Source organism: Luteolibacter pohnpeiensis (genome assembly GCF_016595435.1).
GTDB classification, from domain to species: domain Bacteria; phylum Verrucomicrobiota; class Verrucomicrobiia; order Verrucomicrobiales; family Akkermansiaceae; genus Luteolibacter; species Luteolibacter pohnpeiensis.
The window spans coordinates 1-5939 of sequence record NZ_JAENIJ010000068.1 but is presented as its reverse complement, the minus strand read 5'-3'; the positions used below and the strand labels follow the sequence as shown (position 1 = coordinate 5939).

Here is a 5939-nt window from a genome sequence, read left to right as displayed (position 1 = left end):
TTGCCCGCGCCGCCTCCGAAGGCGCTCGCTGCGTTTTGAGCCATCGTCTTCTTCCACTCCGAGACCTGCACCGGGTGGACGTCGAATTCCTTGGCAATCTCCTGGATGGTCTTGACTCCCTTGAGCGCCTCAAGCGCCACGCGGGCCTTGAACTCGGGGTCGTGTCTTCCGCGTTTGCTTTTCATTTTGTGCGTGTTCGGTTCGGTTTGCATTAGCAACCCACACACCACAATCATAGCTTAGCCACTGGCCCGGTTTTGGGGGGCCAGCTCAGCGATCAGCCTGTGAGTTGACTTTGATGCTTTTCTCCCGCCGCAGATGGCATTATACGTTCTGCAAGAAATGAAGATCCTCGCCATAGTTATGCTTTCAGTGATTTCGGCGGATTCCCAGCAGGTCGTTGCGGACAATCAGGACGACGACTGGCTTCCAATTCCCGATGGCTATGTGTGGCCCAAGCCAGCGGAAAAGGCCCCAGATTTTCGTCCAGTACAGAAGAAGTTCAGTGAGCTAGGAAAGATCCACCGAACTGCCATCAAAGATAATTGGCCAGACGAGGTGATACCTGAACAGGTTTATATTGCCACGATGGATCTTAACGGAGATGGAAGGCTCGAGATCTTTGTGGAAGTTCCAATTCTTGGTGGCTCGGGAGGTGCTTATTACGAGATACTTTCTACCAAGGACGGTAAGGCATATAATAGTGTCGGTGGATTCCAGGGCGGTGTTCGTTTTCTGATTCCGAAGAATGGTTGGTTGCAGATTCAGGGAAGCAGTCGCGGTGGTGGGGGCCATTTCACCCGATACCTGATGACCTTCCTCAAAGACGAATACGAAGTCACAAGGAACGAAGATCACGACACCAATACCCGAAAGGTCACCATCCGAAAGACAGAGGCAGGACAAGCCGGCGCTGGACAACCCGCTACTGCTCCCGAGTCGAAGCCGGAGGGTGATGCGAACCCGAAACCTGAATCAGCGCCTGCCCCCCGGTAGCGGGTGCCAAGCCTAAAACGTTGGGCTAAGAAAGTGCACCGCAAGATCTACACAATATCAGCCATCGGATTGATCGCTCTGAGCTTCGTGGCACTCGGGACGTTCAGTTGGATTCGTAGCTATCTCGAAGAAGCAAGAACTGCCCAAGCGAATTACTGGGGCAACGAGGCAGACATGATCGGCTATTTTGAAGGTGCGAAGAAGCCCGAAATGGAATTGGAGGCTGCTAAGGAACTCAGAGCCCGGTTTCCGGGGTATGCGATCCACGCGTTTGACGAGAACGGGAGTGAGATCACTCCGGCAGATGCAGAAGATCTGGAATCGATCTGCAGAGTGACGATTGCATTCAAGGACTGGGATGATGTTGCTTCCCGTGTTATCCTCAAACCAAAGTCACTCGCGGTGATATACGACTTCCCGGAAGAACGACAAACCAAGCCCAACAGGCCATGGGATGCAACCGGCGACAACGACTCTCGTTGAATTCATACTCGCCACCGCCGGTGCATCCACTCTAACGTTCGGCGAAAAAATCTGAGTGGCGCGACGCATGGAAGCGTGTAAAATGCCCCCATGAAGCTCGAAGAGATTCAAAAATGCGCTTTGGATCTGCCCGACTCTGATCGGGCAGTGCTGGCCGCTGAACTACTCGTATCGTTGCCTGCTGTCCTAGTCGATGAAGACGATGGAGTTGCGGAAGCGACCCGGCGATCTAAGGAGTTGGAGAACGATCCTTCAATGGGATGTTCGTGGGAGGAGATTAAGAGATCATTGGGGCGATAGCCGATGGAAGTCATCTACCATCGGCGAATTCAGAAGGATATTCGCGCAGCCCTCGCTTTCTACGAGGACGAAGGAGGTAACAAGCTAGGAGATCGGTTTTTCGCCGAAGCAGAGGAGACCGTCGGAAGGGTGATTCAGAATCCACAGGGCTTTCATTTCGTTACTTCCAAGTTGAGACGTGCCTCGTTTGATTCATTTCCATACCACTTTCTGTATGAAGAAGAACATGGGCAGGTTCGGTTTTTAGTTTTAAGGCACGACAAGCGCCATCCCAATTTCGGTCTTCGCCGAAGATAACAAACCGAGCCGAACAAAGCAGTGGTGGCAACGGGCTAAAGCCCGTGCCTAGACATTGAACGTTAGGGCAAGAAATGAAGACACTCTGGACAATCCTTGTGGCACTAATTGGCGTGGTGCCTTGCTCCGGCACATCGATCATTTTTCCGACCTATTCCACGCCTGTGGTCGTTGAGGATACGTTGATCGTTCTGTCTCCAGATCGGCTGGAGCTGATTGGCGTATCCAAGGCAGGAAAGGAGCTCTGGAGACAGAAGCTGTCCTCCGAGGGAAGTCTGATCGTGCATACCTCGGGTAAGATCCTGCTCACCCAAGGAGCTTCCGTAAGTTCGTTGGACACGAAACGAGGCAGCTCTGAGCCCCTATTTAGTGCAGACCCGAAGGTAGAATGGGTGCGATACTCACCTGAAACCAACCTATTCTGGGGGCCGCTTGATGGCGAGAAGTCAGCCTTGGTGCTTTTCGATGGCACTACTTACAATCGCCTGGCGAATGAGAAGCTTGGGGAGACGATGGCGTATGCAGATCAGGATATTGTCGTGCTCGCGAAGGGGCGTCGCAAGGCAGCTGAGGGTGGAGGCTATTCCTTTTCGAAAGGTTGGCTCGAAGCGTTTGACCGTCATACCATGAAGAGGGTTTGGTCGGTTGAGTTTGAGAACCAGCCTTGGCCTCAGCACTACGTTGTCCGCTGTGGCAATTACATAGTCTGTGACGATGCCTCAGATCTAGTGGTCATTGACATCGCCACTGGACAGGTGCGCCGCCGTCCAGCAGCGAAGCCTGCGGATGCGATCGGGCCAAGTGGTCTCCACGACGAAAACGGAGATTTGACGTATCTCACGTCAGAGCTGAATTACGCAGACTTCAATCAAAGCAAGCAGACTCTTTATAAGCTCAGCATTCCAGATTTGAAGGTAGTTGAGAGCCGCGCTGTGAAGGTAATTGAGGCCTCAAGCTCCGAGAAAGCTGGAGATCTGCGGATTACGGACGCACTCTATCGCACAGCTTGCTTTCGCCCAGATGGCACCAAGATTTGGGAGCACTTCCAACTGCACCGGACACCGGTAATGGATGGCGTAATCTACTTCTCTGACTACAACAAAGGTATCGCCAGAATGGGCGCATTGGATGTTGCAACAGGGAAGCAACAGTTCTTCCTATCCGAGGAGATTGAAACTAAATAGCCCCAACAAGGCGGCGCTCCTAACACCTGCCCCGCCGCGAGTTCAATCCGCCATGACCATTCAACCCTCAACCCACAGTCGAAGCTGCGCCCTATGGCAGGTGTGAGAGGACTTCGACGTTCGGTAAGTAACTAAGAAATACATGATCATCACATTCTCATGGCGTGGCGCGGGAATCGTTGTTTTGGTAGTTTTCCCAATGGTGATGGCCATCGCCCTTGTTTGCTCCGTGAATGTAATAGGCAAGGACTTTACTAAGATCCACTTTCGAGAGGTAGTCATAAGCGCGATTGCCGCATCCGGGATCGTATGTTTTGGATTGGGCCGCTGGATGAACCGAGTAAGGGTCGTGCGCGTAGCCGATGGTAACTCTGAAGTAGTCGGATCTGCTTTGGGTGATGCGCATCAAATGTGGGGTATCGCGGTGCAGCATTGGTGCTGGATCTATTTTCTCCTAGCCGTGATTGTTGCTTTTGTGTGGTGAGTGCAAACATATCCAAGAACCGAACAAGGCAGCACATCCGACGGCGATCAGTCTGTGAGTTGGTTTTCTAGCTTCCATCCCGCCGCGGATGGTCTCTAACGTTAGGCAGAAATGAAGAGCCAGCTATCCATCGTCCTCACAGCAACCGCTATCGGCTTCGCTGGGTTGGCGACTGCCACGGGCGAGAAACCCTTCGATCCGCCAATCGAATTCAGGAGGATCGACTTCGTTGAGTATGGCGGAGGGCCAGTCCGCACTTATACTGCTGCAGGTCTTGAGACGTCAGAGGTTCTGTGTGAGCGGCCAGACTTGAAGGTGATCTTCACTACGTCTCTTCCGCCGTCCACCGCCGCAAAGACGGTTGTAGCCGGGCTATTCGTGATGATAAAGGGATCGGATGGATGGGCCATTTCTGACCAGAAGCGTTTCGAGGCCGCAGGCCGCGAGTCAGGCGCGAAAGCTGAGGCGACCAATACTCAGAGATCCGCACCTCACGTTACCGTTACACTCTGGCAAGGTGGGCATGAAGTCTCTTTTGCCCAGAGTGCTTCTTACCTCGTCGAGAACGGCACCCTGAAGCTCGACCCGCCCCAAGAAAAACCAATCGGCGAACAAGGCAGTGGTGGCAACGGCGGACAAGCTCGCTAGTTCGCTTCACTCTGGACGCCTTTTAACCGCCGTGCCACACTTCAGACGTTCGGCATAACTATCGCCCTATCCATCTATGAAGACTGTCGTTCTAATATTAATACTTGGCGCTGTTGGGCATTTTGGAATTGCCTTTGCCGATGATGCGCCAATCGATGGCGGGCGCTCTGCGGATGGTCGCCTCGAAGTGCGATTTGCCAGAACACCGAATTATGATCCTTACAAGGATGGGTCAGAATACAACTTTCAGCTACAGAGCAACGAACCTCGGCGAGTGCTGTTGACTATTAATGGATGCGGTTTCAGAAATTACAACATTTCCAAGGGGCTTTGTAATGTAATCTGGAGCAAATCCGGTCGATTCGTAGCAATTTGCGAGCGAGACTCTAGACACACAACACAGATTTACATCGTTGGCGTGCGGGATAGCGAAGCGTGGCAACTAGAGTTTCCCGATTACGTGCAGAATGCTTTGGGGCGTGTAGACGCGACCGCTGTAGATTTTGCATGTATTACTAAGTTGGATCACTGGGATAATGACAAATTGTATATCGAACTTAATTTCACTGCCAACGGGCGCAAGAACTATACTTGCATGGTCACGCTGCAATGTGTGCTTGAGGATCATTCATCACCGAGAATTGGCCCCATGACAGTTGCCCAGCCCACGGAACTTGAACGATGAGAAAAATCAAGCCGAACAAGATATCCTAGGCAACGGGCATCCGCCCGTGCCTGGACATTGAACGTTAGGCAATGAATTCATGAACATTCCACGGAACATCTTCAAGCTCGCGGCCATCCTTGTGATGTTATCTTCGTCCGCCCAGGCAGAAAAGCAAGCAGTCGAGTTCAACGCGAAAATCACCGAGATTAAGAATTCCAGACGCTACGACAGCACGACGATTGTCACTGGAGTCGATCCGCGATTTCTGGTGCGCGTGATTTTACTCGAAGACGCTCAGGGAGTCGGGAAGGCTGGTGATGCAATCAATTTCGCCATTCACAGCCCTGCCCGGGAGCTTCTGATCACCGATATTGAGGAGGCAACCAGCAAACCAATTCGACTGAGTCTGGTCCAACCTTCAGAGTCCCTAAAGCTCTTAAGGCGAGCGGAAACCAAGAATGCCCAACATGGCGTCGCCCCACAATCCGCTACCCGTTCCGAGTCGGATTCGGATGATGACGACAAACCCCAACCTGACTCGAACCCGCCCCCGGTAGCGGGTGTATGGACTTCAACGTCGGGCAAGAAATATGAAAGCACCCAGCGCTGAAGAACTTTCAACTCGCATTTTCAATGCGTTTTCGGGAGTTCGCTTGGACGGCGGAATAAGTCTAATCGAAGCGGAGTATGCGGATGGTTGCGATGTTGCACGTGATCATCTCATTGCTCTCGAAGAGAAGGACGATTGGACGAAAATCATCAATGATCGACTTTGCGATTTCACTGTAACATTTTGCTTCACTGATTATAGAGGTTTTCGATTTTATATCGCTCCATACATGATTTGGGTTCTCAGGAATTTCAGAACATCCAATTCGAT

Annotated in this window: 10 protein-coding genes; 8 read left to right on the top strand and 2 right to left on the bottom strand. The window is 52.1% G+C overall.

The genetic code is table 11. The features are described 5' to 3' along the window. A partial coding sequence (locus tag JIN85_RS19605; protein ID WP_200274037.1) for a transposase occupies positions 1 to 185 on the bottom strand: 185 nt, incomplete at its 3' end. A 133-nt stretch (positions 186 to 318) separates the two neighbouring features. Between JIN85_RS19605 and JIN85_RS19600 the strand changes: the two genes are divergently transcribed. The 4 genes from JIN85_RS19600 (at position 319) to JIN85_RS21510 (ending at position 3260) form a co-directional block, all read left to right on the top strand. Continuing rightward, positions 319 to 996, top strand: a complete 678-nt coding sequence (locus tag JIN85_RS19600; RefSeq protein ID WP_200274035.1) for a hypothetical protein — start codon at positions 319 to 321, stop codon at positions 994 to 996. A gap of 33 nt (positions 997 to 1029) precedes the next feature. Continuing rightward, positions 1030 to 1479 (top strand): hypothetical protein, encoded by a 450-nt coding sequence (locus tag JIN85_RS19595; RefSeq protein ID WP_200274033.1) that lies wholly within the window; start codon positions 1030 to 1032, stop codon positions 1477 to 1479. Positions 1480 to 1569: 90 nt separating this feature from the next. Then, positions 1570 to 1779, top strand: coding sequence for an addiction module protein (locus tag JIN85_RS22150; protein WP_200274031.1), 210 nt, complete (start codon positions 1570 to 1572; stop codon positions 1777 to 1779). A 371-nt stretch (positions 1780 to 2150) separates the two neighbouring features. Then, positions 2151 to 3260 (top strand): hypothetical protein, encoded by a 1110-nt coding sequence (locus JIN85_RS21510; protein ID WP_234047526.1) that lies wholly within the window; start codon positions 2151 to 2153, stop codon positions 3258 to 3260. A 157-nt stretch (positions 3261 to 3417) separates the two neighbouring features. On the opposite strand, the gene JIN85_RS19575 is transcribed toward JIN85_RS21510, so the two are convergent. Continuing rightward, on the bottom strand, positions 3418 to 3693 hold the full coding sequence (locus JIN85_RS19575) for a hypothetical protein (RefSeq protein ID WP_200274027.1): 276 nt from the start codon (positions 3691 to 3693) through the stop codon (positions 3418 to 3420). 162 nt (positions 3694 to 3855) lie between these two features. Here JIN85_RS19575 and JIN85_RS19570 point away from each other — a divergent pair, with 162 nt between their 5' ends. The 4 genes from JIN85_RS19570 to JIN85_RS22385 form a co-directional block, all read left to right on the top strand. Beyond that, on the top strand, positions 3856 to 4392 hold the full coding sequence (locus tag JIN85_RS19570) for a hypothetical protein (RefSeq protein ID WP_200274025.1): 537 nt from the start codon (positions 3856 to 3858) through the stop codon (positions 4390 to 4392). A 76-nt stretch (positions 4393 to 4468) separates the two neighbouring features. After that, complete coding sequence (locus JIN85_RS19565) at positions 4469 to 5077, top strand: hypothetical protein (protein ID WP_200274023.1); 609 nt, start codon at positions 4469 to 4471, stop codon at positions 5075 to 5077. A 79-nt stretch (positions 5078 to 5156) separates the two neighbouring features. Beyond that, entirely contained in the window at positions 5157 to 5669 is a 513-nt protein-coding gene (locus JIN85_RS19560; protein ID WP_200274021.1) for a hypothetical protein, read from the top strand. Continuing rightward, the coding region (locus JIN85_RS22385; protein WP_425494639.1) for a DUF6714 family protein at positions 5650 to 5939 on the top strand (290 nt) is incomplete at its 3' end. The genes JIN85_RS19560 and JIN85_RS22385, both read left to right, overlap by 20 nt.